Annotated in this window: 24 protein-coding genes and 1 pseudogene; 6 read left to right on the top strand and 19 right to left on the bottom strand. The window is 67.6% G+C overall.

Translation table 11 applies throughout. From position 1 onward, the window contains the following. Positions 1-79 precede the first annotated feature (79 nt). From FHU13_RS02000 to FHU13_RS01985, 4 genes are all read right to left on the bottom strand, one after another. Positions 80-1,450 (bottom strand): ABC1 kinase family protein, encoded by a 1,371-nt coding sequence (locus FHU13_RS02000; RefSeq protein WP_183434173.1) that lies wholly within the window; start codon positions 1,448-1,450, stop codon positions 80-82. Positions 1,451-1,542: 92 nt separating this feature from the next. Beyond that, a complete protein-coding gene (locus tag FHU13_RS01995) occupies positions 1,543-1,929 on the bottom strand; it encodes a type II toxin-antitoxin system death-on-curing family toxin (protein ID WP_183434172.1) in 387 nt (128 codons plus the stop codon). Beyond that, complete coding sequence (locus FHU13_RS01990; RefSeq protein ID WP_141951694.1) at positions 1,926-2,150, bottom strand: AbrB/MazE/SpoVT family DNA-binding domain-containing protein; 225 nt, start codon at positions 2,148-2,150, stop codon at positions 1,926-1,928. The genes FHU13_RS01995 and FHU13_RS01990 overlap by 4 nt, the downstream gene beginning before the upstream one ends. 69 nt (positions 2,151-2,219) lie before the next feature. Beyond that, complete coding sequence (locus FHU13_RS01985) at positions 2,220-4,097, bottom strand: M3 family oligoendopeptidase (protein WP_183434171.1); 1,878 nt, start codon at positions 4,095-4,097, stop codon at positions 2,220-2,222. A gap of 315 nt (positions 4,098-4,412) precedes the next feature. Here FHU13_RS01985 and FHU13_RS01980 point away from each other — a divergent pair, with 315 nt between their 5' ends. The 3 genes from FHU13_RS01980 (at position 4,413) to FHU13_RS01970 (ending at position 9,716) form a co-directional block, all read left to right on the top strand. Next, complete coding sequence (locus tag FHU13_RS01980) at positions 4,413-5,903, top strand: sigma-54-dependent transcriptional regulator (protein ID WP_183434170.1); 1,491 nt, start codon at positions 4,413-4,415, stop codon at positions 5,901-5,903. Between the two features lie 174 nt (positions 5,904-6,077). Then, entirely contained in the window at positions 6,078-8,015 is a 1,938-nt protein-coding gene (locus FHU13_RS01975; RefSeq protein WP_183434169.1) for a murein L,D-transpeptidase, read from the top strand. A gap of 225 nt (positions 8,016-8,240) precedes the next feature. Further along, a complete protein-coding gene (locus FHU13_RS01970; RefSeq protein WP_183434168.1) occupies positions 8,241-9,716 on the top strand; it encodes a DUF882 domain-containing protein in 1,476 nt (491 codons plus the stop codon). 320 nt (positions 9,717-10,036) lie between these two features. On the opposite strand, the gene FHU13_RS01965 is transcribed toward FHU13_RS01970, so the two are convergent. The 3 genes from FHU13_RS01965 to FHU13_RS01955 all read right to left on the bottom strand — a co-directional run bounded on the left by FHU13_RS01965 (position 10,037) and on the right by FHU13_RS01955 (position 11,563). Beyond that, on the bottom strand, positions 10,037-10,303 hold the full coding sequence (locus tag FHU13_RS01965) for a DUF2312 domain-containing protein (RefSeq protein WP_003601858.1): 267 nt from the start codon (positions 10,301-10,303) through the stop codon (positions 10,037-10,039). Between the two features lie 106 nt (positions 10,304-10,409). Then, positions 10,410-10,730: a DUF1244 domain-containing protein gene (locus FHU13_RS01960; protein WP_183434167.1), complete on the bottom strand. Its 321-nt coding sequence runs from the start codon at positions 10,728-10,730 to the stop codon at positions 10,410-10,412. A gap of 59 nt (positions 10,731-10,789) precedes the next feature. Then, the gene (locus tag FHU13_RS01955; protein ID WP_183434166.1) at positions 10,790-11,563 is read right to left on the bottom strand and encodes an N-formylglutamate amidohydrolase; all 774 of its coding nucleotides are present in this window, start codon (positions 11,561-11,563) and stop codon (positions 10,790-10,792) included. A 194-nt stretch (positions 11,564-11,757) separates the two neighbouring features. Between FHU13_RS01955 and FHU13_RS01950 the strand changes: the two genes are divergently transcribed. Beyond that, positions 11,758-13,071 carry a glycerate kinase gene (locus FHU13_RS01950; protein ID WP_183434165.1) on the top strand — a complete coding sequence of 438 codons (1,314 nt, stop codon included), beginning with the start codon at positions 11,758-11,760 and terminating at the stop codon, positions 13,069-13,071. Further along, positions 13,037-13,528 (top strand): DUF1036 domain-containing protein, encoded by a 492-nt coding sequence (locus tag FHU13_RS01945; protein ID WP_183434164.1) that lies wholly within the window; start codon positions 13,037-13,039, stop codon positions 13,526-13,528. Before FHU13_RS01950 ends, FHU13_RS01945 begins: the two co-directional genes overlap by 35 nt. Before the next feature lie 330 nt (positions 13,529-13,858). Here FHU13_RS01945 and FHU13_RS01940 read toward each other — a convergent pair whose 3' ends face one another. Beyond that, on the bottom strand, positions 13,859-14,716 hold the full coding sequence (locus FHU13_RS01940; RefSeq protein ID WP_183434163.1) for an outer membrane protein: 858 nt from the start codon (positions 14,714-14,716) through the stop codon (positions 13,859-13,861). A 371-nt stretch (positions 14,717-15,087) separates the two neighbouring features. Between FHU13_RS01940 and pyk the strand changes: the two genes are divergently transcribed. After that, positions 15,088-16,524, top strand: coding sequence for a pyruvate kinase (pyk, locus tag FHU13_RS01935; protein WP_183434162.1), 1,437 nt, complete (start codon positions 15,088-15,090; stop codon positions 16,522-16,524). Between the two features lie 96 nt (positions 16,525-16,620). Here pyk and FHU13_RS01930 read toward each other — a convergent pair whose 3' ends face one another. The 11 genes and pseudogenes from FHU13_RS01930 to FHU13_RS01880 all read right to left on the bottom strand — a co-directional run bounded on the left by FHU13_RS01930 (position 16,621) and on the right by FHU13_RS01880 (position 25,974). After that, positions 16,621-17,616 carry an alpha/beta fold hydrolase gene (locus FHU13_RS01930; RefSeq protein ID WP_183434161.1) on the bottom strand — a complete coding sequence of 332 codons (996 nt, stop codon included), beginning with the start codon at positions 17,614-17,616 and terminating at the stop codon, positions 16,621-16,623. A 10-nt stretch (positions 17,617-17,626) separates the two neighbouring features. Continuing rightward, positions 17,627-18,232 (bottom strand): tetratricopeptide repeat protein, encoded by a 606-nt coding sequence (locus FHU13_RS01925; RefSeq protein WP_183434160.1) that lies wholly within the window; start codon positions 18,230-18,232, stop codon positions 17,627-17,629. An 89-nt stretch (positions 18,233-18,321) separates the two neighbouring features. Next, entirely contained in the window at positions 18,322-18,447 is a 126-nt protein-coding gene (gene ykgO, locus FHU13_RS01920; RefSeq protein ID WP_017486015.1) for a type B 50S ribosomal protein L36, read from the bottom strand. Between the two features lie 152 nt (positions 18,448-18,599). Continuing rightward, positions 18,600-19,946 carry an HlyD family type I secretion periplasmic adaptor subunit gene (locus tag FHU13_RS01915; protein WP_183434159.1) on the bottom strand — a complete coding sequence of 449 codons (1,347 nt, stop codon included), beginning with the start codon at positions 19,944-19,946 and terminating at the stop codon, positions 18,600-18,602. Continuing rightward, on the bottom strand, positions 19,946-21,706 hold the full coding sequence (locus FHU13_RS01910; RefSeq protein ID WP_183434158.1) for a type I secretion system permease/ATPase: 1,761 nt from the start codon (positions 21,704-21,706) through the stop codon (positions 19,946-19,948). The genes FHU13_RS01915 and FHU13_RS01910 overlap by 1 nt, the downstream gene beginning before the upstream one ends. A gap of 371 nt (positions 21,707-22,077) precedes the next feature. Continuing rightward, positions 22,078-23,178 (bottom strand): photosynthetic reaction center cytochrome PufC, encoded by a 1,101-nt coding sequence (gene pufC, locus FHU13_RS01905; protein WP_183434157.1) that lies wholly within the window; start codon positions 23,176-23,178, stop codon positions 22,078-22,080. Next, complete coding sequence (gene pufM / locus FHU13_RS01900) at positions 23,175-24,164, bottom strand: photosynthetic reaction center subunit M (protein WP_183434298.1); 990 nt, start codon at positions 24,162-24,164, stop codon at positions 23,175-23,177. The genes pufC and pufM overlap by 4 nt, the downstream gene beginning before the upstream one ends. A gap of 124 nt (positions 24,165-24,288) precedes the next feature. Further along, a pseudogene (gene pufL, locus FHU13_RS01895) lies at positions 24,289-25,114 on the bottom strand (photosynthetic reaction center subunit L). 78 nt (positions 25,115-25,192) lie between these two features. Next, positions 25,193-25,381, bottom strand: a complete 189-nt coding sequence (gene pufA / locus FHU13_RS01890; RefSeq protein WP_012454734.1) for a light-harvesting antenna LH1, alpha subunit — start codon at positions 25,379-25,381, stop codon at positions 25,193-25,195. An 11-nt stretch (positions 25,382-25,392) separates the two neighbouring features. Continuing rightward, complete coding sequence (pufB, locus tag FHU13_RS01885; protein ID WP_183434156.1) at positions 25,393-25,623, bottom strand: light-harvesting antenna LH1, beta subunit; 231 nt, start codon at positions 25,621-25,623, stop codon at positions 25,393-25,395. A 117-nt stretch (positions 25,624-25,740) separates the two neighbouring features. Continuing rightward, positions 25,741-25,974 (bottom strand): hypothetical protein, encoded by a 234-nt coding sequence (locus FHU13_RS01880; RefSeq protein WP_183434155.1) that lies wholly within the window; start codon positions 25,972-25,974, stop codon positions 25,741-25,743. Positions 25,975-26,005: the final 31 nt, after the last annotated feature.

The raw sequence follows: 26,005 nt of genomic DNA, 5'->3' as shown, positions 1-26,005 counted from the left end.
CACGCGCGGATTTAGCGCAAGGCCAACTCACTCGCAATCAGCTTGACGGTCAGGTCGGCGAGTCGTGAGCCGACTTTTGTTACACCGGAGCGGGCAGGCCGGCCTCAGCCAACGCGGTTGCCTGGCGCTCAGCAAGTGTCTCCAGGGAGAAGCGTTCGATCTCGGCTTCGAACAAGCGATGGTAGTTCAGCTCCGAACGCAGGTGCAGGAAGACAGCACCGAGTCCCACGGCCGCCCGGTCCATGAACACGAATTCCTGTGGAACCGTGACCGGACCACGCTCCTTCAGCGCCTGATGCACGGAAAAGGCCTCCCGCCGCCCGTAAGCGCCGGGCTCGACGCCGTCCGCGACGGTGCGCGTGCGGTCTTCCAGCAGGGGGCCGTAGATGAAGCGGGCCCAGATGTTGAGGATGTCGACGGTCTCTTTGTCGAGCTTCTTGAAACCCCAAACTTCGTAGGCATGGACCACACGGTCCCGGTCATTCTCCAGCAGCCCGCGATAGAGATCGACCACGCCGCCGACGAAGCGCGGGTGGAAGATGCGCACGCAGCCATAATCGAGCAGGTTGATGCCCTGCGCCTCGCCAGCCTCCGAGAAGACGGTGTAGTTGCCCAGATGCGGGTCCCCGTGAATGACGGCGGCGCGGCTGAACGGGTGCCACCACGCCTTGAACATCGCCTGGGCGATGCGGTTGCGGATCTCGATCGGAGCGTCGGCGAAGGTCAGAATCCTTTCGCCATCGAGCCAGGCGAGGGTGAGGAGGCGCTTCGTCGAGAGATCGGGATGCACCGTCGGCACCCGTACGGCATCGATGTCCTTGAGCACGCTGCCATAGAGGGCGGCATGCTTGGCCTCGCGGCCGTAATCGAGCTCCTCACGCACCCGCGCGCCGATCTCCTTGGCGATCTCCGAGGTGTCGAGCCAGGAGTTCATGCGGCGATGGAGGGCGAAAGCGACCTGAAGCTGCTTGAGATCGGCTTCCACCGCCGACTGCATGTCGGGATACTGGAGCTTGCAGGCGAGCGGCGCACCGTCGAGCGATTCGGCGCGGTGGACCTGACCCAGCGAGGCGGCGGCGGCGGGTTTGAGGTCGAAGCTGCCGAACCGGCTCTGCCAATCGGCGCCGAGTTCAGCCATCATCCGGCGCTTGACGAAGGCCGCGCCCATGGGCGGCGCGTCAGCCTGAAGCTTCTGTAGTTCGGCGGCGTATTCGGGCGGCAGCAGGTCGGGCACGGTGGCGAGCAACTGCGCCACCTTCATGATCGGCCCCTTGAGGCCGCCGAGCGCCTGCGCGAGCGCCGCCGCATTGTTCAGGCTCGCGCCGTCCTTGCTGCCGAACAGGCGTGCCGCCGCCATCCGCGCGGCCACCCCTCCGACATTGGCACCGACGCTGGCATAGCGGCTCGCGCGGGCAGTGAAGCGGTTGGCTTCGCGGTCGGTCTCGGCCATGGCCTCGGATCAATTTCTGTCGGGACTCGACCGGAGATAGGCACCGCTCGGTGCCGCGCCCAGGGCTATGGGACGGCGCGCCGCGGCCGACACTACGCCTTCGGCCAGTTGTCGCGAATCCAGCGGGTCAGGCCAGCCTCGTCGATCTCGCCAGCAGCCAAGCCTTGAAGCATCACGACGGCCTCCGCCTCGTTGACAACAAAATCGATGTCGTTGAGGCCGAGGAAAGTGACGAGTGCCAGCAGCGCAGCCCGCTTGTTGCCATCAATGAAAGGGTGCTTCTTGGCGATGCCGAAGGCGTAGGCAGCTGCAAGCTCCGCCAAATCAGGCTCACCGTAACCGGCGCGGTTGATCGGTCGCCCGAGAGCCGACTCCAGAGCGCCTTCATCGCGCAGGCCGGGAGGGCCGCCGAAGAGCTTGAACTGATGGGCATGGATGGCTTGAACGAGATCGCTCGTCAGCCAGACGATCTCGCTCACTTCGCAAGTTCAGCCAGGGCGTTGCGATAGGTCTTCATCGCGCGCTCGGCGATCTTCATCCCCTTCTCGAAGGTCGGATCGTAGGGAGACAGGCGCACTGTGCCATCTGCATTCTCGGTCACGTAGAGCCAATCACCCTGTTCGAGCTTGAGGCGGCTAACGAGCTCCTTCGGTAGAATGAGGCCGGTCGAGTTGCCGACGCGCTTGACTTCGAGCTTCATGGGGCACTTCGCAACGTGTTGTACTGACCGTACAACACGTTGCGGGGCATTTAGCCCATACGATGTGGGCTAAGCAGCCTCCATCGCCTCCAGTTCCGCGATCATCCCCTCGATCATCCCTAGCCCGATCTGCCAGAATCCCGGATCGCTGGCGTCGAGGCCGAACGGCTTGAGCAATTCGCCGTAGGGCTTTGAGCCGCCGGCCGAGAGCAGGGCGAAATAGCGCTCGACGAAGCCGGGCTCGGCGCGGGCATAGACGCCGTAGAGCGAATTCACGAGGCAGTCGCCGAAGGCGTAGGCGTAGACGTAGAACGGCGAGTGGATGAAGTGCGGGATATAGGCCCAGAACGGCTCGTAGCCCTTGTCGAGGGTGATCGCCGGACCGAGACTCTCCGACTGCACCGACATCCAGAGTTCGTTGATCTGCTCGGCCGTCAGCTCGCCCTTGGCGCGAGCGAGGTGGACCTTCCGTTCGAACGAGTAGAAGGCGATCTGGCGCACCACCGTGTTGATCATGTCCTCGACCTTGGCCGCCAGCATCGCCCGGCGCTGCGTCGGGTTGGTGGTCTGGCCCAGCAGGCGGCGGAAGGTCAGCATCTCGCCGAAGACGCTTGCGGTCTCGGCGAGCGTCAACGGCGTCGGTGCCATCAGAGCGCCGTTGGGTGCCGCGAGCACCTGATGCACGCCGTGGCCGAGTTCGTGCGCGAGGGTCATCACGTCCCGCGGCTTTCCCTGATAGTTCACCAGCACATAGGGATGGGCCGAGGGCACGGTCGGGTGCGCGAAGGCGCCGGGGGCCTTGCCGGGCCGTGTCGGCGCATCGATCCAGCCGCCGTCGAAGAATTTCTTGGCGATGCCTGCCATGTCCGGCGAGAAGGCATTGTAGGCCTCCAGCACCGTGTCGCGGGCCTGCGCCCAGGGGAACGTGCGCTGCTCGACCTTCGGCAGCGGCGCATTGCGGTCCCAGTAGGGCAGCGCATCGACACCGAACCACTTGGCCTTGAGCCGGTAGTAGCGATGCGACAGGCGCGGATAGGCCGCGCGCACGGCCTCGACCATCGCCGCGACAACCTCCGGCTCGACGCGGTTCGAGAGGTGGCGGGCATCCGCCACATCCTTGAAGCCGCGCCAGCGGTCGGAGATCTCCTTGTCCTTGGCCAGGGTGTTGGTGATCAGCGTGAAGACGCGCAGGTTTGCCCGCAGCGTCTCACCGAGCGCCAGCGCCGCCTCCTGGCGCACGGCGCCATCCGGGTCCTGAAGCTTGTTGAGGGTCGGCTCCAGCGTCAGGCGCTCGCCCTGAACGGGAAAGCGGAGCGAAGCGATCGTCTCGTTGAACAGCCGGTCCCAGGCGGCGCTCGACGTCACCGACTTGTCGAGGAGCAGTTTTTCCGTGCGGTCGTCGAGCTGGTAGGGCTTCTCGCGGCGCAGATCCTCGATCCAGGGCCGGTAGCGAGCCAGCGGTCCGTCAGCCATCGCCGCGTCGAGCAGGCCGTCCTCAACGCGGTTCAGCTCCAGGCCGAAGAACAGCAGATCGCCCGACGCCGTGGTCAACCGTTCGCGGGTGTCGCCGTAGAACTTGGCGCGGGACTCGTCCGTGGTGTCACCGGAATAGACGAGCCCGGCATAGGACATCAGGCGCCCCATCAGATCCTCGATCCGCTCGTAGGTCTGCACCGCCTCGCCGAGGGCGGAAGAGGCGTCCGGCCCGGCGGCGATCTCGGCAATCCGGCCGGCGTAGCGCTCGGCGAAAGCCCGGCTCTCGGCCTCGGCCCGGTCGAGGTCGTCCCGGAAGGCGGGAGCATCCATGCCGGGATAGAGGTCGGTGAGGTCCCACTCGGGCAGCACGCCGAGATCGACCGCCTGCAGCGCGCCGCGCACGGCCGAAAGCTCCTCGACTTCCCTCGGCAACTCCGCGGACAGGGCAGCGAAAACGGCTCGGCTCGACATGATGTGCTGTTTCCTCGACGCGTTGGGCCGCGGGTTCGGCTTCGAGAGAGCCCACGTGGCCGGGGTCAGATATCGAGCGCAAGGCCCTCACGATCAACCGCGCCCCGCAATCCCCGGCGTCGCGGGGCCTAGGGATCGCGCGCAATGTCGTCTGGACGGGCGGACGGGCAAAATTCGAGCGTCGTTAAGCGGGGCTTTACGCTCTTAGGCGACCCTGTGCCTCGAAACGAAACAGCCGCCGCCATGCGCCGCCGGTCTCTCCTTGGAGGCCACGTCCGCCTGCGACCGGCTCGAACGGAAAGCGAGGCGCCCCGCATGTCGACCACCGTTCTCATCATCGACGACGATCCCGTCCAACGCCGCCTCGCCGAGGCGATGGTACGCCGCCTCGGTTTCGAGCCTCGGATCGCGGAGAACGGCCATGACGGGCTCGCTCTCCTGCGGAGCGGAGACAGCGTCGATGTCGTGCTGCTCGATCTGGTCATGCCCGGCGGCATGGACGGGCTAAGTGTGCTCGCCGAGATGCGGAAGAGCGGAATCGATACGCCGGTCATCGTGCAGACTTCGAACGGGTCGATCGACGCGGTGGTGAACGCCATGCGCGCGGGTGCCGTCGATTTCGTGGTCAAACCGGCCGGCGCCGAGCGGCTCCAGGTCTCGATCAAGAACGCCCTGCGAGTCGATCAGCTCGAGGAGGAGGTGCGCCGCATGCGCCGCCGCGCCTCCGGAGCGCTGGGCTTCAAGGATCTCGCCTCGAAGAGCCCGGACATGGAACGGGTGATCCGGCTCGCCGAGCGAGCGGCGAAGTCGAACATCCCCGTCCTGATCGAGGGCGAGTCGGGCGTCGGCAAGGAGGTGCTGGCCCGGGCGATTCAGGGATCGGGCGACCGCCGCGGCAAGCCCTTCGTCACCGTGAATTGCGGCGCGATTCCCGAAAACCTCGTCGAGTCCACTCTGTTCGGCCACGAGAAGGGCGCCTTCACCGGTGCCACCGAGCGGCATGTCGGCAAGTTCGTCGAAGCGTCCGGCGGCACGTTGTTCCTCGACGAGATCGGCGAGCTGCCGCTCGACGCGCAGGTGAAGCTTCTGCGGGCGCTGCAAGAGGGCGAGGTCGATCCGGTCGGCGGCAAGCGCGCCGTGCGCGTCGATATCCGCCTGATCTCGGCGACCAACCGCTCCCTGCTCGACCTCGTGAAACAGGGCAAGTTCCGCGAAGATCTCTACTATCGTCTCAACGTCTTCCCCATGACGCTGCCGCCGCTGCGGGCGCGGCGCGAGGACATCCCGGATCTGGTGCGCTCGTTCTGCGCGCGGTTCGCGGCGGAGGAAGGCAAGCGCCTGCGCGGCATTACGGCGGAGGCGATGGCGCTGCTCTCCCGCTATCCCTGGCCCGGCAACGTGCGCCAGCTGGAGAACGCGCTGTTTCGCGCGGTCGTGCTCGCTGACGGAGACGAGCTGACGGTGGCGGAATTTCCGCAGATCGCCGCGCAGGTCGAGGGTTTCGACGTGCGTATCCCGCCACTGCCGATGCAGGCTGCCCTGCCCGCGGGCGGCCTCGAGCCGGTGCGGGAGATCGTTCGCATCGAGGTGCGCGACCCCCACGCCATGTCGCTCGTCGTCGAGGACACAGGCGACATGAAGACGATGGAAACGATCGAGGCGGAGGTGATCCGCTTCGCCCTGCAATTCTACCGTGGCCGAATGTCGGAAGTGTCCCGCCGCCTCGGAATCGGCCGATCCACCCTCTATCGCAAGCTCAAGGAACTCGGCCTCGACGAAGAGGAGCGTTCCGAGGACGCCGCCTGAGGTTGGAACAGTCGAGCGTGCTCGGCTGTTCGCCTTCAGGATCAGGCTTGGCCGTGCCCCTTGGCCGTGCCCCTCGGCTGTGACCCGTGGCCGTGTGGTTGCGCACGGCCATGCTTCGGTATGATCTTTAAGCAGAGCTGCGGCATTCTCGGCCGTATCCAGGGAGTTGCCGACATGCGCGCTGCATCGGGAGCCGGTACGGGTGTCGCGCGGACCCTGTCCGTCGCCTTGGCTGCCCTCCTCGCCTTCGGCCACGCTCCGGCCCGTGCCGAAGAGCCCGCCGCCGAGAGCGGGATCGTCATCCGCAAGGCCGCGGTCGATCCCGCGGACGGTCCTGCCCTCTCCCCGGAAACGAGCGACGACACGCCGTCGGCCGCCGAAGCCCCTGCGGCGCCCAAAGAGCCCACTCCCGCCCCGACCGCCGTGGGGCCGCCCGCTCCGGTTACACCCAGCGAGCCGCTTCCGGGGGCCGTGTATGCGCGCCTCAACGATAATGCACCGCTGCTGCAGCGACTGACCGGCAAGGATCGCGAGGCGATCCAGGCCTTCTACGCGCTCGGCAACTTCAAGCCGATCTGGATCGAGAACGGAGCCTTCAACGCCGCAGCCAACGCGGCGATCGCGCGCCTGCGTGCGGCCGGCGAGGACGGGCTCGATCCGAACGCCTACCCGGTGCCGGCGGTGGGCAAGCTCAGCCGCCCGGACACGGATGCCGAGATCGCCGAGGCCGACCTCAAGCTCTCGGCCGCGCTCGCCCTCTATGCCCGCGACGCCCGCGGCGGGCGGGTAAATCCGGCCACGATCTCGAAGCTGATCACGCCTACCCTCGATCTGCCGCCGGCCGATACGGTGCTCACCCGCCTCGCTGCGGCGGGCGCGCAGGCCGGAGACGTGCTGCAATCCTACAATCCGCGTCAGCCGGGCTACCTGGCCCTGAAGGAGCGGCTCGCCGGCCTAAGGGTCGGACGGACGCAAGGGGCGCCGAGCGTCAAGCTTCCCGACGGACCCGTCCTCAAGCTCGGGATGAGCGATCCGCGCGTGCCGCTGCTGCGCAGCCGGTTCGGCCTTGAAACGCGCTCCGCCGGCACTCTCGACTCCGCGCCCGGTCAGTCTAACGCATACGACCGCTCCGTCGCCGACGCCGTGAAGGACTTCCAGCGCAGTCGCGGCCTCCCGGCGAGCGGCACGCTCACCCGCGCCACCGTCGCAGCGCTCGCCAATCCGAACGTGCCGAAGACGAGCGCGAATGAAGCCGACATCCTCGTCAATATGGAGCGCTGGCGCTGGCTGCCATCCGAACTCGGTCCGGACTACGTCTTCGTCAATGTGCCGGAGTTCAAGCTGAAGGTGTTCCGCGGCGGCACGCAGCGGGATGAGACGCGGGTCATCGTCGGCAAGCCGACGAGCCCGACCCCGATCTTCTCGGGAATGATGGAGTATGCCGTCGTCAACCCCTCCTGGTACGTGCCGCCGTCTATCCTCAAGCAGATGCTCGCCTCCGGCCGCACTGCCGGGTTCGAGGTCGTGCGGAGAGGCAACACGATCTCCCTGCGTCAGCCACCGGGCGAGCGGAACGCGCTTGGCTTTGTCAAATTCATGTTCCCCAATCAGCACGCGGTGTACCTGCACGACACGCCGAACCGCTCGCTGTTCTCAGCCTCGACCCGCGCTTTCAGCCACGGCTGCGTGCGCGTGGATGATCCGTTCCGTTTTGCCGACGCGGTGCTGCCTAACTGGACGGAGGAGCGCCTGAAGAAGCTGATCGGCAAGGGCGAGCGGACCCTGCGCCTGCCCGAGAAGCTGCCGGTGCATCTGGCCTACTTCACGGCGGAGGTGGACGATCTCGGCTCCTACAGGACCCTGACCGATCTCTACGGCTATGACGGACCGATGAAGGTGGCGTTGGGTCTCGCCGCCCGCTCGGACGCAGTGGCGAAGGGGCCCGCAGCCACGAAGGCGAAGGCCGCGGACGCCCGCGCGGTGCCGCGTCAGGCCGCGACGCGCGAGGCGGTACGGAGCGAGCGCCGCGCGGGAACGCGCCGGACGCCCGACATGTTCGGAGATCCGTGGGCTGGCCAGACTTACGAAGCCCCGCAGCGCAGCTTCTGGTAGTCGCACGCTCTTGTCTTTTCCCGCACAGATCGGCAGTTGCGTCGTCTTGGGCGGGACAGCGCGCGGCGAAGCTCTTGCGAGGCACTTTTTTGCCACGGTTCGCCCGTAGCCGTCATTGAAGACGGCGAGCAGCACGGGCCCCGACGACCCGCCTTTCCGGTCCTCGGCCATCCTTGCGCCCCCGCGACATCGCCGATGTCGCGACCGTCCCGCGAGGTGAGGACCATGCTGCGCACGATCCGGAACCGCCGGCCCTCGAACCGGACTTCGCCTTCCCCGCGCCTGAAGCGTCTCGCTTCCGCCGCCGGCGCCATGGCCGCCCTTCTGGTGGCCGGCACTGCCGAAACCCAGGATGCGGTCGCGAACGGCGACACCCGTACCCTCTCCATGGTGCAGGAGCACACTGGCGAGACGCTGACGGTCACCTTCAAGCGCGACGGGCGCTACGATCGCGCCGCCCTCGACCAGCTTAACTGGCTCCTCCGCGACTGGCGCGAGAATGAATCGGTCAAGATGGACCCGCGCCTGTTCGACGTCGTGTGGGAGGCGCAGCGCTCCATCGGCTCAACCGCGCCCTTGCGCATCGTCTGCGGCTATCGCAGCCCGAAGACCAACGGCATGCTGCGGCGGCGCTCTTCGGGCGTTGCCGAGACCAGCCAGCACATGCTCGGCAAGGCCATGGACTTCTTCATGACCGACGCCTCGATCGACCAGATCCGAGCCGTGGGGATGCGGATGCAGCGCGGCGGCGTCGGCTGGTATCCTCGGTCCGGCTCGCCTTTCGTCCATCTCGATGTGGGCTCGGTGCGCTCCTGGCCACGCATGAGCCAAGACCAGCTCGCCCGGCTGTTCCCGGACGGCAAGACCGTCCACCTGCCCGCCGACGGCAAGCCGATGGCCCGCTACGAGGAGGCGCGCGCCGAGATTCTGGCCCGCGGCGGGACGGTGCTGGGCTACACGGCGGTCGCCAGCGCCGACGAGATCGACGATGGGCCGGGCCTGAAGGGCTTCTTCGCCTCCCTGTTCGGGGGCAGCAGCGGGACGGATGCGCCGCCGGCCGCTCTCGCCAACGGCCCTGCGCCGTCGAAGGCGCGGGCGAAGCCGAGCATCGTCGTCGCGAGCGCCGACCCGACCGACGGGGCCATGGCCTATGCCGCGCCGAATGCCTCCGAGGCTCTGCGCGCGACGAGCCTGCGCCGGGACGGTGCCTCGGCGAAGGAGTTGCTGACGGGTGAGAGGGACCAGGCGGTCCTCGCGCCGCTGCCGCCGCGGCGGCCCTCCGAGTTCGCCGTCGTCGCCACAGCTCTCACCATTCCTCTTCCGCCCCAGCGTCCGGTCCAACTGGCCTCCCTCAACGGCGAAGGCCTCGGCGGCATGGTGCATGTGGCGGAAGCCGGGACCGCCGCCGCATCGTCGGAGCCGGACGGAGCGGAGGCGCGCCTCGTACCGGCGGATGCCGACCCGCGCGAGCAGGTGCGCGGCCTGCTCTTCGCCGCGATTCAGGGCATGTCGGAGCCCGCAGCTCCTACGGCGCCGGTCCGCGTGGCGTTGGCGCGTCCGCGCCCCGACGAGGCTTTGCCCGCGGAGGCGCTGCACATTCCGTTGAAGTCTATCGCGAGTCGGTTCTCGACGGAGCCGTTGACGTTCTCCGCTGCCCGTTTCACCGGCTCCGTCACGAACGGACCCGCCATCGCCCGTTGACGCTCCAGGCGGTCGCGCCACCCCGGGGGGCCCGTCCGCCGAGGTCCTGGATGCCGCTGCAGAGAGGACGGCCACCGCCTCGCACCGCTACACGACGGGCGAGCGGCGCCGAGAAGATCGCGACCACCGGCTCGAATGGATGATCAAGTCCGGCGGGATCGCAGCGGTGCCGGCGGGTTTGCGCGACGGCAAATCCCGCTCCCCCTGGCCGATGCCTGACGCAAGGACTTTCCCATTCATACCCCTCATCCTGAGGCGCCCGCTGCGCGGCATCCCAGGATGAGGTCTGGCTCAAATTCCCTAAGTAAGGTCGTGAGGTCCTACGCCATCCCGAGCGCCTGAAGGTACAATTCGAGGATCGCCTCCTCCTCCTGGCGCTCGTCGTGGTCGCGCTTGCGCAGGGAGATGATCTTGCGCAGCACCTTCACGTCGAAGCCGTTGGCCTTGGCTTCGGCGTAGACGTCCTTGATGTCGCCCGCGATGCCGGCCTTCTCCTCTTCGAGGCGCTCGATGCGCTCGATGATGCTCTTGAGCTGGTCGGCAGCGACCGAGGACGGATCGACGGCGGGGGCAGGCGAGGCGGCCATGGCGGCGCTCCTTCACGCGAGGGATGGCGTGCGCCCGAGGACCCACGCCGGATGCCCCGGGATTACGGCATCAACCTTACCCGCTCGTTGATGCCGGGGCCGCTCGTCAGTGACCGCCGGCCTCACCGGAGGAGAAGCGCGCCTGCTGCTCGGGGCTCGCCTCGGTCTGGTGCTTCCGCTTCCACTCTTCGTAGGGCATGCCGTAGACGTGCTCGCGGCTCTGATCCTTCGAGAGGTCGAGGCCGCGCTCGTCGGCCGCGTCCTTGAGCCAGTTCGACAGGCAGTTGCGGCAGAAGCCCGCGAGATTCATCAGGTCGATGTTCTGCACGTCGGTGCGGTTGCGTAGATGCGAGACGAGGCGGCGGAAGACGGCCGCCTCCAGCTCGGTCTGCGTCGCGGGGTCGATTCGGCTCAGGGGTTCGGTCATGGGGTGCCTCTCGCAGCGTCGATGGGATGCCGCAGAGGTCGTCCCACGCTCTTCTCTCGTCAAGCCGGCGGACGCAGCATCGGCCCCAGGATGCGGGCGAAGCGCTGCGCCCACTCCTCCTGGCCCTCGGGCCCGCCGATCAGATCCTGGCGGATCTCGATCAGGGAATTGGGTAGCCCACGGGCAGTGGCATGCCGGTCGATCGTGTCGCCGGGCAGGCCGCCGCCGTAAGGCTGGTTGTCGCCCACGCACAGGCCCGCCGGATCGGCCCTCAGCGCCTCGATGAGCAGACGGCTCAACCCGGCATCCCGGTCGTAGAGCACGCCGACCTGCCAGGGCCGGGCGATGGTGCGCCAGAACGGTGTGAAGCTGTGCATGGTCACGAACATCGGTCGCACGCCGGCCGTCTCGGCACCGGCGACGGCCTCGTCCACGGCCCGGTCGAAGGGCACGTAGAACCGCCGGATACGCTCGGCGATGCCGGCGGCGTCGATGCGGGCATTGCCGGGCACGATCGCACCGTCGGAAAGGCGCATCACCAAGGTAGGGTCGAGCCGCCCCCGGTTCGGGTCGATGATCAGTCGCGAGAACTGTGTCAGGACGGCCGGCACGCCGAGCCGGGCGGCTAGCCGGCGGGTGACCTCGGCCGCGCCGATGTCGTAGGCGATGTGGCGGGAGAATTCCCGCTCCGGAAGGCCGAGCCGCTCAAGATCCTCCGGCACCGCGTTCGAGGCGTGTTCGCACACGAGCAGGAGACCGCGGGACGGATCGCCCTCGATGCGTTCCACAGGATGTTCGGGGAGCGTTTGGGTCTCGGGTTCAATGGCCAGCATGGGCGCTTATCTGGGCCGGCACGGCAGGATCGGAAGGGGCACACTCGGTATGGCTGGCCCGCGGAAGGCCTGGATCGCGCCGCGGTCAAAAAGAATGCTCCGCAGCACGAAAGTTTTGTGAAACCGCGGAGGCTTGCCGGCACGGCAGCGCTCGGGCAAGCAAACGCTCAAACAAGAACCGTGCGAGGACGCTCATGACCGCCCCTGCCCCGACCGATCCGGCCCACGCGGAGCGACGCGCCCTCCTCTCGACGATCCTCGACGAGGCGATCGCCGCCGCCCACCCGCGCAAGTGCCTCGTCGGGCACCTGCCGGCGCCGATGCCGGGACGGCTCATCATTCTCGGTGCGGGCAAGGCCGGCGGCAGCATGGCCGCGGTGGCGAGCCGGTTCTACCGCCAGGAGCACGGCGTACCGGAGGACCGGATCGTCGGATTGGCGGTCGCCCGCCACGGCTATGGCGAGGATGCGCCCGGCATCCGCATGGTCGAGGCGGGCCATCCGGTCCCCGACGCGGCGGGCATCGAAGCGACGAAGGAAGCACTCGCCATCGCTGCGAGCGCCGGCCCGGAAGACGAGGTTCTGGTGCTGCTCTCCGGCGGCGGCTCCGCGAACTGGATCGCTCCGGCCGGCAATCTGACGCTCGCGGAGAAGCAGGCGATCACCAAGGCGCTTCTGCGCTCGGGCGCACCGATCAACGAGATCAACGCCGTACGCAAGCACCTCTCGCGCATCAAGGGTGGTCGCCTCGCGGTCGCTGCGCGGAACGCGAAGTCGATCCTGACGCTGGCGATCTCGGACGTGCCGCATGACGATCCCTCGGTGATCGCCTCCGGCCCGACCGTGCCGGACCCCTCGACGCTGGCCGACGCGCGGTCGATCTGCGAGCGCCGCGGCATCACCCTACCCGATTCGGCACTGGCGCTGCTGAACGATCCGGCCAACGAGACGCCGAAGGCGGGCGATCCGGCCTTCGCCCGCGCCGAGTACCGCATCATCGCCCGTCCGATCGACGCCCTCGAGGCCGCGGCCGAGGCAGCGCGCCGCGCCGGCTACGAGCCGGTGATGCTGGGCTCCGACCTTGAGGGCGAGGCCCGCGAGGTGGCTGCCGAGCATGCCCGGCTCGCGCTGGATGCGAAGCAGGCAGGACGACGCGTGGCGCTGATCTCGGGCGGCGAACTCACCGTCACCATCCGCGGTGAGGGTGACGGTGGGCCGAACCAGGAATACGCGTTGGCGCTCGCTCTCGCGCTCGACGGCGCCGAGGGCATTGCCGGCATCGCCGCCGACACCGACGGCACCGATGGCGGGCGCGGCGCGGCGACCGATCCGGCCGGCGGTCTCGTCGACGAGACGACCCTGGCGCGGGCGCGGGCCGCCGGCCTAGATCCGCAGGCCATGCTGACGGACAACGATTCGACGCGATTCTTCGCGACAATCGGTGATCTTGTTCAGCCGGGTCCCACCCGAACCAATGTCAACGATTGCCGCGTCATCCTTGTGGGCTGAAACCCGATCGAAAGTCCGCCGCGCTCGGCACCGGGCTCTTCTGGGCCTGAGCCTCGCGGCGGGACTCGCCGCCCTTCCCCTCCCCGCTCTCGCCGACCTGCGCCTGTGCAACCAGACCGCCAGCAAGGTTGGCGTGACGCTGGGTTACCGCGATGCGCAGGGTTGGGTGACGGAAGGCTGGTGGGAACTGAAACCGCGCAACTGCGAGACCTTGCTTCGGGGATCGCTGGCGGCACAGTTCTACTACATCTACGCCGTCGACTATACGCGCGGCGGCGAGTGGAGCGGCCGCGCGATGATGTGCACCCGCGATACCACCTTCACGATCCGCGGCGTTGAGGACTGTCTGGCCCGCGGCTTCGACCGCAACGGCTTTATCGAGGTCGATACCGGCCAGCAGCGGAACTGGACGATCCAGCTCTCCGATCCCGGACAACCGCTGGCGGGTGGGCCGTGAGGCGGGCGTCCTCGGGCGTGATCGGAGCTGCTCCGGTGTCGCCATACCGCTCATGTGGCGAAACCACCCGTAGAAGGCCGATCGACGCCGCCGTGCCGGATCATCTCGGCTGACGGAGCGAACGCCGTATCGGTCATCCGGCCCGTCACAGGGGCGGGCGAAGCAACATCAATCGTGCGGAAACTGAGTCACGGTTGCGCGCGATCGCGCGCCATCTGTGGACGATCTTGCTCGAAAACGCGCTGTAGTGATCTCTGATCGTACCGCACGAACGAAAGCGGGCGCCCTCAAGGGACGCCCGCCGAATCCGATCAATGATCGGTGTAAGACTTAGAGACCACCGAACTTGTAGTTAAAGCCGGCGCGGATCAGGCTGCCCTCGGTGGAGAAGCGCGAGGTGTAGGAGCCGGGCGGGACCGGCGCGGTCTGGTTGATCAGCACGTTGCGGCTGCCGAGGTCGTAGCGGATGTACTCCGCCTTGATCGTCACGTCGGACTTGATCCCGAGCCAGCGGCCGACGGAGAAGTAGTTCAGGAAGCTGTCAACCGGGATCGCGTACTCGATGCCGCCGCCGTAGTTGTAGCCGGTCTCGAAGATCTTGCGACCGCCGCCGGTGTACTGCAGGACGGTGGCACCCGGGTTGTAGAAGTCCGCGCCGTAGCTGACGTGACCGAAAGCGAGACCGCCGGTGCCGTAGACGAAGAACCGGTCGAAGGCGTAGCCGAGCTTGCCGTTGACGGTGCCGAGGAAGTCGAGGTCCTGCGTGTAGACGCTGGCATTGCCGACGACCGGGTTCGGCGTGCCGTAGAAGCCGGTCCGCTTGTCGAGGTCGAGCCAGGTGGCGTCGAAGGCAATGCCCGCCACGAAGCCGGAGCCGGGCGTGAACTGAACGTTGTAGCCGAAGCCGCCACCGATGCGGGAGAAGCCGTCGACCTCGCTCTTGATGGAGGCGGCACGGCGGCCGAGCGAGACGTTGGCAACGGTGAAGGGATCGTTGCCGCGGGTCTGGATGTTCGGGTTGTCCGTGAAGGCGTAGCCCGTGTGCAGGCCGGCATAGAAGCCGGTCCAGGTGAAGACGGGAATCGGGGCGAATGCGACCGGCGGAGCCTCGCGGCGGGGCAGGTCGGCGGCAAGGGCCGCGGTGGTCGCGAGCGCTGCGGCGCTGCCCAGAAGGAGTGCTCTGATCACGGTAAGGATCGCCTCTTGAAAAGTGCTGATTTCAACGCTGACGCTAGCAGCGGTGCGGCCAAGCTGCATATGACTTTCCAGCAACACGCAGCGCGGATGCCGCTCCAGTTGCCTTCACGAAGCGTTAAACCTTCAAGTACCGCGAAGTTGAGCGGCGAAAAAACGAGGTTTCAAAGAAAAGGTTCCTCCTGTCGGAAAATTCCTGACACGTGTCCGTAGTGCGGCCTTGACCTATGGCGCGGAGCGATGCTTGTGGCCCCCAAGCCCCTGTCCGGCCATCGGCACCGCCTCACAAGGTGTCGCACATCTGCCGGGCCGTTCCCGCGCGCGATGTCCGCGATCTGCGGGTCCAGCGGGTGTTGGAGGCTCCATTGAAGCGCTCGCGCCGCACCAAAATCGTCGCAACTCTCGGCCCGGCATCCGACACGCCGGAGATGATCGAGAAGCTATTCCACGCCGGTGCGGACGTATTCCGCATCAACATGAGCCACTTGGCCCGCGAAAAGCTGCCCGAGCGAATCGAGGTGATCCGCACCATCGAGCGCGAGGCCAAGCGCCCGATCGGCATCCTCGTGGACCTGCAGGGCCCGAAGCTGCGGCTGGGCACCTTCGTCGGCGACGCAGCCGAGTTGGAGAACGGCCAGACCTTCGTGCTCGATTCGGATCCGACGCCGGGCAATGCCGATCGCGTCTTCCTGCCCCATCCGGAGATCCTGTCGGCACTGGAGCCCGATCACGGGATTCTGATCGACGATGGAAAGCTTCGCCTCGTCGTCACCGAGGTCAGCGAGGGGCGTGCGGTCACTCGCGTCGAGGTCGGCGGACGCATCTCGAATCGCAAGGGCGTGTCGCTGCCCCATACCGTGCTGCCGCTGCCGGCGATGACCGAGAAAGATCGAGGCGATCTCGAAGCGGGACTGGCGGCCGGCGCCGACTGGATCGCCGTCTCTTTCGTACAGCGGCCCGAGGACGTGGCCGAGGTGAAGAAGGTTGCCGCCGGGCGTGCCCAGGTGATGGCCAAGATCGAGAAGCCGCAGGCCCTCTCGCGCCTCGATGAGATCATCGAGATCTCGGATGGCATCATGGTCGCCCGCGGCGACCTCGGCGTCGAGATGCCGCTCGAGCAGGTGCCAGGCGTTCAGAAGCGGATCACCCGCGGCGCCCGCCGGCTGGGCAAGCCGGTCGTCGTCGCGACACAGATGCTCGAATCGATGATCACCGCGCCGGTGCCGACCCGCGCCGAGGTGTCGGACGTGGCCACCGCCGTCTACGAGGGCGCGGATGCCGTCATGCTTTCGGCCGAGAGTGCTGCCGGTCAGTTTCCGGTCGAGGCGATCAGCACCATGAGCCGGATCGCCGAACAGGTGGAGCGCGACGCGCTCTACTGGTCCATCCTGATGGCGCAGCGCTCCGAACCCGAGCCGACCGCCTCCGATGCCATTGCGGCGGCGGCGCACCAGATCGTCGAGGCGCTCGGCCTGCGCTCGATCATGGCCTGGACCCATTCCGGCTCGACGGTGCTGCGGCTGGCGCGTGCGCGACCCAATGCCAGCGTCATTGCCCTGACACCGAAGCGCGAGACGGCGCGGCGCCTGACCATGGCCTGGGGCGTACATCCGATCGTCACCAAAGACGCCAGCGACGTGGACGACATGGCCTTCCGCGCCGCGAAGTTCGCGGTGCGCGAGCGCTTTGCCGAGATCGGTGATCGCGTGATCGTCGTGGCGGGCGTGCCGTTCGGCATTCCAGGCGCGACGAACATGGTACGCATCGCCTTCGTTACCCGCGAACACGCCGAGCGGGCCTAGAGCATCTTCCCGAACGGTGGCCGCCGGCTTTCGGAGAAAGCCGATGCAAGACAAGAGGCTAGCGTATCGCCCTGGATTTCATGGCCAGGCGATACGCTAGCGTCCCACCGCCTCCGCCAGGGTCTCGACTTCGCGCACCAGCCGGTCGGGGGCGGTGTAGGTGACCATGTGTCCGGCGCCCGGCAGCACGACATGCCGGGCGTGCGGCATCGCCCGGCTCAGCGGATCGGCCTGCAAGCGCGTTTGGACGATCGGGTCGGCTTCCCCGGCGACGATGACGCTTGGGACGCCGATCGATTGGTAGCGCGGTGCCTGCTCGGCGATCGCAGCGGGAAGGCCGGCGAGATCCTGAATGTTGGCGAGCGCCGAACCCGGCCGGAGGATCAGCGGCGCGCGGCTCGCCTCGATATAGTTCTCGACCGCCCGCTCCGGCCGAAAAACGCTGACCGCGACCGAGGGCAGGTAAGACAGGCCGAGCGGCACGGCGACGGTACGGGTCAGCAACCACGTGACGGGTGGTGTCAGCGCGACCTTCGCCCACCAGGGCAGCGGTTGTGGGGGAAACGGCATCGCGACGGGCGCGACGAGGACGAGCCCGGCCACCTGTTCCGGACGGTCGAGGGCCATCCGCAAGGCGAGCGCACCGGACCACGAGTGGCCGAGAAGGATCACCGGCCCGGTCCCTAGGCGGTCCAGAGCCTGCCCCAGCACCTTGCCCTGGAAGGCGGGCGAGGCGGCGTCCGCACCGCCGATTCGGTCGCTGTTGCCATATCCCGGACGGTCGAAGGCGATGACGCGGAAGCCCGCACGCGAGAGATGACGTCCAACGCCCTCCATCGGGTCATAGGCGTTCGACGAGGCGCCGTGGAGCAGGACGAGTGTGGCCCGTGCCTCCTCCCCAGGCCCGTCCTCAAGGTAGGCGATGCGGCCGCCCGCGATGTCGACGCTTCGGTCGGCTCCCCGATAGCGGGCTTCGACGCGCCAGGCGATCACCCGCGTCGCCATGGCCGCGCAGGCGAGAAGCAGCGCGACGAGCCCGACGGCCACCGCGACGAAGCCCGAGGCGAAGCGCAGGAGGCCGGCGAGGCTCACGACGCGCGTTTCAGAGGTCGCGCCCCTCTACATCCGGCGTCAGCTTCTCGATTGCCTTCTTGAGCATGTCCCATTGTGGGTAGAGCGCCTCCGCCCGGCGGAAGGCGTCGAGAGCGCGGCCCTTGTCGTCCTGCGCGAGGTAGAGCTTTCCGAGGGCGGCCCAGGCCTCGAAGTGGCGTGGCTCCAGCACGAGGGCGCGCTGCAGGTCGGCGATGGCGGTCGCAGAATCGGAGAGGCGCCAGAACAGGGTCGCCCGCCGGCTCCAGCCCTCGGACCAGTTCGGCTCCAGGGCGACGGCGCGGTCCATCAGCTCGACGGCAAGCGGCAGATCGTTGCCACCCATCGCCTGCCGTGCGCGGTCGGAGAGGAGATCGGCAGTCGCGCTGCCGGATCGGCCGAGGCGGCGCTCGATCAGGGTGGCAATCGCCTTGGCCTCGGCCTCGTCCTCGGCCTGCTTGAGGCGGGTGTAGAGATCTTCGAGGCTGACAGGCGGGTGCGCCTTGCGCTCCTTCTCAGGTCGCGCCTTGTCGGCAGCCGCCGCTACCGGGTGGCCGGTGCTCGAGAAGGCGAGACCGAGACAGAGAGCGGTCAGGAGAGGAGTGCGGCGAACGTCCATGGGTCCGGAGCTTCCACCCCGAACCCGGCTTCCGTCAACGCGCTTCGGTGCCGCGCATGATTCGCGGCAGGACCGATCAGCCGCCGGGATCAGCCCTGGCGAGCCTTGAAGCGCTTCTGCGTCTTGTTGATGACGTAGACGCGGCCCTTACGGCGCACGAGCTGGTTGTCACGGTGACGGGCGCGCAGCGACTTGAGCGAGTTGCGAATCTTCATCGGTCTCACATCGGCACGGATCGAGACCGGCCGCCTGTTGTTCAAGGTGTCTCGAAGGAACGGAGCGCCGCGAGGACGCTCCGGCGATGACGTCAGCGACATCGCGGGGAGGCGGTCGCCTTATCAGACAACCCGCCTCCGAGGCAAGATTGTCAGCGCTCGCGCCACGCTTTGGCGATCTGATCGGTCAGCGGCTTGGTGAGATAGGACAGCACCGAGCGCTCGCCGATCTGGGTGTAGGACTCCACCGGCATGCCCGGCACCAGCCGCAGACCCGCGAGTCGCCCCTTCTGGTCCTCGCGGATGCGGATGCGCGCCGTGTAGTAGCTCTGCCCGGTCTTGGCGTCCTGGGTCACGTCGGCCGAGACCCGCACCACCTCGCCGTCGATCTCCGGCGTCGTGCGCGTGTTGAAGGCCGCAAAGCGCAGCACCGCCTTCTGGCCCACCCGCACGTTGTCGATGTCCTGCGGCTGCACCCGCACCTCGACCAGGAGCTGGTCGGAGGCCGGCACGATCAGCATCGCCGGCTCGCTCGGCACGACGAGACCGCCGACCGTGTGCACGCTCATCTGGTGCACGTAGCCGTCCTGCGGCGCGCGCAGCTCGACGCGCTTGAGCTGATCTTCTGCCGCCACACGCTTCTCGCGCAGCTCCGACCACTTGCCGCGGATCTCGGCCAGATCCTTGCCGGTCTCGGTGCGCATCTCGCCGTCGATCTGGATGATCTGCAATTCGGTCTCGGCGACCTTGCCCCGCGCCGAGGCCGTCGAGGCGACGAGCTGCCCGCGCTCGCCCTCCAGCCGCGCGGCATCGCGCTCCAGTGCGGTGACGCGCGAGAGCGGCACGAGGTTCTTGGCGTAGAGGTCGCGCACGCCGCCCAGTTCGTGGCCGATCAGGTTGATCTCGCGATCCTTGGCCTCGGCCTGCTTGGTGAGCCCGGCGATCTCCTGGCGGAGCTGGTCGATGCGCTCGCGCAGCTGCGCCTTCTGACCCTCGCGGCCGGCGACGCGGGAGGCGAACAGGCGCGATTCGCCGTCGATCAGCCGGGCGACGGTCGGGTCGGTGTCGATGCGTGCGATGAGGTCGGGCGGGAAGGTGATGGTCTTGAAGCCGTCGCGCTCCGCCTCATCGCGCGCACGCCGCGCAGCGAGCTCGTCCATGGCCTTGAGGACGATGTCGAGGTTGGCGCGGGTCTGGGTCTCGTCGAGGCGGATCAGCACGTCGCCGGCGGCAACCCGCTGGCCCTCGCGTGCGAGGAGCTGCCCGACGACGCCGCCGGTGGGGTGCTGCACCTTCTTGACGTCGGTCTCGACCACGAGCTGGCCCGGCGCGATCACGGCGGCCGAGATGTCGGTGAAGACGGCCCAGCCGCCAACACCGAAGACAAGCGCCACCGAGAGGCCGATTGCGACGGCGAGGTGGCGCCGGATCGAGCCATGGGCGACGGGTCGCGGCAGCGCCGGGGCGAGGCCGCTCAGGGGGGCAAGCGTCGAGGACATCAGGCACTCTCACGAATCGTGGGCGCGGCAACTTGGGCGGCCGGAGCCTCGGCGGCGACCGGAACGGGGGTCGGCGCCGGACGCAGCACGCGCTTGAGGATCTCGTCCTTCGGCCCGAAGGCCTGGGCGCGACCGTCGGCCATCATCAGGATCAGGTCGAGGGCGGCCAGCGCACTCGGCCGGTGAGCGACGACGACGCAGATGCCGCCGCGCTGGCGCACACCGAGGATCGCCTGCGTCAGGGCGTTCTCGCCCTCGCTGTCGAGATTGGCGTTGGGTTCGTCGAGCACCACGAGGAAGGGCTCGCGGTAGAGTGCGCGGGCGAGCCCGACGCGCTGGCGCTGCCCGGCGGAGAGACCCGAGCCGCCCTCGCCGATGCGGGTGTCGTAGCCCTCGGGCAGCCGCAGGATCAGCTCGTGCACGCCGCCCGCCTTGGCTGCCGCGACGATCGCCTCGGCCGAGGCGTCCGGCTCGAAGCGGGCGATGTTCTCGGCCACCGTGCCGGCGAACAGCTCCACCTCCTGCGGCAGGAAGCCGATATGCGCGCCCAGATCCGTGCTCGACCACTGATCGAGGGCCGCGCCGTCGAAGCGGACTTTCCCGCGCACGGGCGGCCAGACGCCGACCAGGGCCCGGACCAGCGAGGACTTGCCCGAAGCCGAGGGGCCGATGATGCCGAGCCCCTGCCCTGCCCGGAGGCCGAAGCTGACATCCTGCACGACGAGGCGCGGCGTGCCGGGCGGCGCGATGCTAACCCCCTCGACGGTGATGGTCTCGCTCGGGGCCGGCAGGGCGTGCGGCCTCGCGCCCTGGGGCATCCGGGCAAGCAATTCGGACAAGCGGTACCAGCTCTGCCGCGCGGCCACGAATCCCTTCCAATTGGCGATCACGAGTTCCGCCGGTGCGAGCGCCCGGGACACGAGGATCGAGCTCGCGATGATGACGCCGGCACTCGCCTCGTTGTGGATCACGAGCCATGCGCCGAGCGCGAGCACGCCCGATTGCAGCGCCATGCGGAACACCTTTGAACCGGCGCCGAAACCGCTCCCGGCATCCGCCACGGCCTGATGCGCATTCATGTAGTCGCGGTTGGCCGAGGCCCAGCGGGCGGCGAGGCGCTCCTGCATGCCCATGGCCGCCAGCACCTCGGCATTGCGGCGACCCGCCTCGGCGAGACCGTTGCGCCGCATTCCGTGGCCGGTGGCCTCCCGCGTCGGGCCCTTGCTGGCCCGGTCGGTGAGGAAGGTCAGGGCGATCAGGATGGCCATGCCGACGAGGGCGGCGACGCCGATCAGTGGATGGAACAGGAAGCAGATCGCGAGGTAGAACGGCATCCACGGCAGGTCGAAGAAGGCCGACGGGCCGGAGCCGGACAGGAAGGCGCGGATCTGATCGAGGTCGCGCAGGGGCAGAAGGCCGTCGCCCTGGCTCACGCCTTTGAGTGGCGCGCGCACGACGAGATCGAACACACGCCCGCTCAGGGACTCGTCGAGTGCCGCGCCGACGCGGGCCAGGATGCGGCCGCGGATGGTCTCGAGTACGCCTTGGAACGCGTAGAGCGCGAGCGCGAGCGCGGCCAGCCCGATCAGGGTGGGCACGGAGCGGCTCGGGATCACGCGGTCGTAGACTTCGAGCATGAAGAACGAACCGGTGAGATAGAGGATGTTCACGAGGCCGCTCATCACGGCCACCCCCAGGAAGGCCGCCTTGCACTGCCGGAGTGCGGCGGCAATCTCGTTCGTGTCGCGCCTGTCGCTCACCGTCTCATCCCCCCGTTGACGGCCGCCCGAATGGGTTGCCGATCCAGCCGCCACGCGACTCCTGCTGAATGGTTAGGTGATAGCGCGAAATGCGACCAAATTTCAGCAGTTTCACCCTAATCATAATGACTTACACCATCCGATCTAGGGATATCTTGAACGCATTCCTAAGATAGATTGACTTCGCACGCACCTCGATTGGACACGCCGCACCATGCCGGTTTTCCGGCCGGCGAGCATCGGCTGGTTTGTGATTACCGGCTTTCAAGAAAGTTGCTGTGACACTGAACGACGGAAAAAAAGCCGCCGGCCCAATGAACCGGCGGCTCTCGGCGAGGAGCCTCGCGAGGCCGATGATGCGCCGCCTGCTCCTACGGCGGCGATGCGGGTGCCTGCGGCACCGTTTCGGGTGCGGCAGGAGGCTGGGCCGCCATTTCGGCAGTCACCCTGGCCAGTTCAGGGTAGCTCTCGATCACGTGCGCTCCCGCCAGCGGCTTGCTCTGGCCGTTATGGCAGGTGGCACAGTTCAGCTTCGGCGCATCGCCGGTGGGGCCGAGGCGATTTGCCGGGAAGGTTGTGGTCAGCGGCTCGATATAGTTGCCATTCAGATCACGCACCATGCGGATCGCGTGCCAGGCCAAGGTGCGCTGCGGCGTGCTCTGCGACCAGTTCGAGATCGCCCGGGTGTTGTGGCAGTAGGTGCAATTGACGCCGAGCGACGACGACATGTGGATCATCAGACCATAGGTCCGCTCGGCCGCCTGGATCGGCTTGCCCTTGCTCTCCGGCAATGCCGTCGTCGCGTTCACGCGGATCAGGTTCTCGTCGGCGTCCTTCTTGCCGAAGAACTCACTCAGCGTGTCGTAGGGCAGCGAGGCCAGTCCGACCGCGGGCGAGGCCATGTTCTGCCCGTTGTTGCGGGCGATGAAGCCGGTCTTGTAGTTCGGCCCTGGATTCTGGAACCAGACATGCTTCGGCACCGGCTGGCCACGGTGGCAGGTGTAGCAGTTCACGCCGGCCTCGCCGACATGGTTCTCCTTCCAGGCGGTGTTGATGTGCTGCACCATCTGGATCATCCGGCGGGCAACCTTCTTCTGATAGAGGCTGTCATCGGCCATGTTCTCGGTGTTGTGGCAGTAGGTGCAGCCCTGCTCCGGGCTGACCCACTCCGTCATCGACGTCATCAGGCGATTGAATTCCTCGACGCTCACATCCTTGAGGACCTGCACATTCTCGTAGACCGCGCCGGCCTTCTCCGTGCCGGCCTCGACCGGATCGGCGGGCGTGGGCGGTATGTTGGCCGCCTTCAGTGCCGCCGCGCCCGCCTTGGTCTGGATCTGATCCATGCCCGTGCCGCGAAAGCCGTGCTGCTGAGCGAGGATCGGCGGCTTCGTCCAGCCCGCCGTGCCGAACTGGGCGATGGTGAGGAACAGGGCGACGACCGCGCCCGCGACGACGAGCAGCGTCTTCATGGTGTCCCCCCTGGTGTTCCGCCCGGCACGGCCAGCGGATCGGTGATCGGCCCGTAGATCTGCGGGTAGGACGGCGCGACGCCGTGCTTCACCGCCCAGAGGTACCAGTTGTCCACCACCGTGCCGGTGAGCAGGATGCCGATGCCGCCGGTCAGCGTCGTCAGCACGGCGAACCACCAGGCCCAACGGTGGACCGACTCCATCGTGGCATTGAAGCCCATGGTCCAGCGCCAGAACAGGGCGGCCCGCTCGGTGGCGGTCCCGCGGTCCACGATCTGGTCGATCTCACGCTCCGCGCCGTAGCGGCTCGTGGCGAGGATCGTGCCCCCGTGCATGGCAAACAGCAGCGTCGACCCGTACAGGAAGACGATCGAGAGCATGTGGAACGGGTTGTAGAACAGGTTGCCGTAGCGCAGCGAGAACGCGGCCGTCCAATCGAGGTGCGGGAAGATGCCGAACGGCACCGCCTCGCTCCACGAGCCCATCAGCAGCGGGCGGATGAAGCCCAGCACGAGGTAGAGCCAGATCGCGGAGGCGAAGGCCCAGGGCACGTGCGTGCCCAGGCCGAGTGCCCGGGCACGGCGGTACATCCGCACCCACCACAGCAGGATCGAGGCGGTGAGGAAGAAGCCTGCGATCAACCACCAGCCGCCCTCGTTGAGCGGAGGCAGAACCTTGAGCCCGTATTTGGGCAGCGGTGGTTCGAGCGCCAGCCAGGGAAGCTGACGCACGAACTGGATCGGATCCCAGTTCACGCTGGCCCACATGTTGAGGCCGATGATCTCGAACGCGATCAGGCCGCAGGCGAAGGACAGGCCCCCGAGATAGCCGCCGTAGATCGGTCCGACCTGAGAGTTGCCGATCAGCCCGAACAAGTAGCTGTTGAAGGGCCGGCCGATGCGGGAGTCGGATGAGATCGGGATTCCGTGCTCCGGCTCGACCGGGCGCACCTGCACCTGCGTGAAGATGTTCTGATAGTAGGCCACGGCGTCTCCCTCCATGGACCTGCGGTCGCTCAGGGAGGCTCACGCCGTCGGCGGAGGTCCCCGCGCCCGAAGATCGGACCTGCGCCCTAGGCCGGCCGGCGCGGATGCCGGACGGCGATCCGGTTCACCGCCACACGGGCAGGTTGAGCCACCAGCCCCACCATTCCGGCCAGCCTTGCGTCCAGAAGGGGCCCGAGATGACGATGCAGACCGCGCTCCAGAACCCCGCGGACAGCGCCAGGAACAGGCCGAGCCGGTGAATGCCGAGTGTTCCGATCGAGTAGCCGATCGTGTCGCGGAAATAGGTGTCCTCGTGCTCGGGCGTCTTCACCGTCTCGCCCTTGGCGGGGTTGGTCGAGGACAGGATCAGCGAGCCGTGGAGCGCCAGCGCGAAGGTCGTCGTGAAGAAGAAGCTCACGGCGAGCATGTGCGCGGGATTGTAGTGGAAATGCAGGTACTGGTAGCCGGTGTTCGACACCCAATCGAGGTGGCTGAGGATGCCGTAGGGAAAACCGTAGCCCCATGCGCCCATCAGGAAGGGGCGGATCACCCACGAGCGAAACGTAGGCGAAGATCGCCACCGAGAAGGCGAACGGCACATGGTAGCCGATGCCGAGCTTACGGCAGATTTCGACCTCGCGCAGCGCCCAGGAGACGAATGCCCCGATCGCGCAGAAGGTGATGATCTGCCACAGGCCCCCTTCCTTCAGGGGTGCCAGCGCCAGCCCGTATTTCAAGTCGGGGGGCGCGATGTTGATCTGCCAGATGTTCCAGGTCGGGCCGATCGCCGCTCCGTAGAGGATCAGCGCGGTGCCGAGCACCGAGAAGAAGATCGTCGTGACGCCGAAGAAGCCGACGTAGAACGGACCGACCCAGAAGTCGAACAGGTCTCCGCCCAGCAGGGTGCCGCCGCGGACCCGATATTTGCGCTCGAAACTCAGCATTGCCATGGCGGAGATCCCCGAAATGAGGATGGAAGGTGCCGGGGCAGGCGTGCCTGCCCGCGGCAGGACCGGCCACGAGGCCGGTCAGCCCGGCATCGTCGGGAGGACGAGGCTGTGAGCGGCGGCCGCCTTCGCGTCCTTCGGGCCTTCGAGCCAGTTGAACCGGTCGGTGCTGAGCAGGATGAAGTGGATCAGCAGCGCCAGGACGAACAGGAAGGTGAAGAGCGCGACGAGGGTGCGCCGCGGATCGAACAGAAGCCAGATCTTGTGCATCGCGCGTCTCCTCAGCCGATCATCGACACGAGGCCGTGGGCGGCGTTCGTCACGCCGTCGAGCAGGGCGTAGCCCTTCGGCCCAGGCAACCAGGGCCGCCACAGCCAGACGAGGATGTGGGCGACCACGGCAATCGCCGTGAAGATGATGAAGCTCGTCAGGAAGATCGCGTGAAATTCCTTGGCTTCGGGTTCCGTCAGCCCGGACAGGCTGCTCGGTCTTTCAGTGATACCGTTCGCCATCGATCGAACCTCCGCTGGTTATGCCGCGCGTTGACAGGCGTGGCGGGTGTCGCCGTGACTCGATGCCATCACGGCGCAGGGTCCCCCGTGTCACCGCACGGAAGTTTGTGGGGCGAGTTAGCCCATGAAGGCGAAGGGGATGGCCGAGACGGCCATCGCCTTGGCCTCGCCGAAAACCGAGCGGCGAGCCGGCGGCAGGCCGCGCCGCGGCGGGCTGCCCGGAAGGACGCGCTGCACCACGGCGGCGGCGAGGAAGAACGGGTAGGTCGCGGCGAGGATGATCCGGAACTGGATCGCCTCGCTGTGCAGGCGCGACGATGCGGGCATCGATCGTTGCATGACGATTCCCATGGCAGGTGGCTCCGCAGGTTTTCCGGCGCCG

It is taken from the genome of Methylobacterium sp. R2-1 (genome assembly GCF_014191355.1).
Classification (GTDB): domain Bacteria; phylum Pseudomonadota; class Alphaproteobacteria; order Rhizobiales; family Beijerinckiaceae; genus Methylobacterium.
Note: the sequence above shows the minus strand (reverse complement) of the source record. Positions and strands in the feature narration are given on the sequence as shown.